A 436-nucleotide genomic window follows, 5' to 3' on the forward strand; every position below is an offset into this window, starting at 1 on the left:
GAATCAGGCGGCGCGGCCCGGACGGGCCCGCCGGTCGTACGTCTTTGAAGCGGCCGGCGTCCCGCTCGCGCGCGCGCGGAACGGCGCGGCCGCCGCCGCGGCGCGCATCGGGCGCGGCGCGACCGTCCGGCCGTGTCGTCCCGCCTCGCTGCGCGTCATGCCGCGCGCCGCTTCGGTCGGCAACGGGGCGCTCGGGCTTCGACGCGGCGTGCGCGCATCGCGCGTGCCGCCGGACACGGTCGCCCCGACGATCGCCCGGCGCCCGCGCCCGACGGCGCGCCGGCCGGCCTCCCCGCCATCGTCGAACGTGCGCGGCTTCGCGTCGAGCCTTTCGATGCTCGGCGAACGTCGCCCTCTCGCGAATCGATCCGCCTGCCGAACCGGAGCCGGTTCGCGTGGCACTCGTCGAAACGTCGCATGTTGCATGCCCGCTAAT

Annotated in this window: 1 protein-coding gene; it reads right to left on the reverse strand. The window is 76.8% G+C overall.

Going from position 1 to position 436, the window contains the following annotated elements; genetic code table 11:
- Positions 1 to 3: 3 nt before the first annotated feature.
- The coding region (locus J5M57_RS28660; protein WP_207938569.1) for a hypothetical protein at positions 4 to 436 on the reverse strand (433 nt) is incomplete at its 5' end.

Origin of the sequence: Pseudomonas sp. 86_A (assembly GCF_017491705.1) — a bacterium.
In the GTDB taxonomy this organism is placed as follows: Bacteria; Pseudomonadota; Gammaproteobacteria; order Pseudomonadales; family Pseudomonadaceae; genus Aquipseudomonas; species Aquipseudomonas koreensis.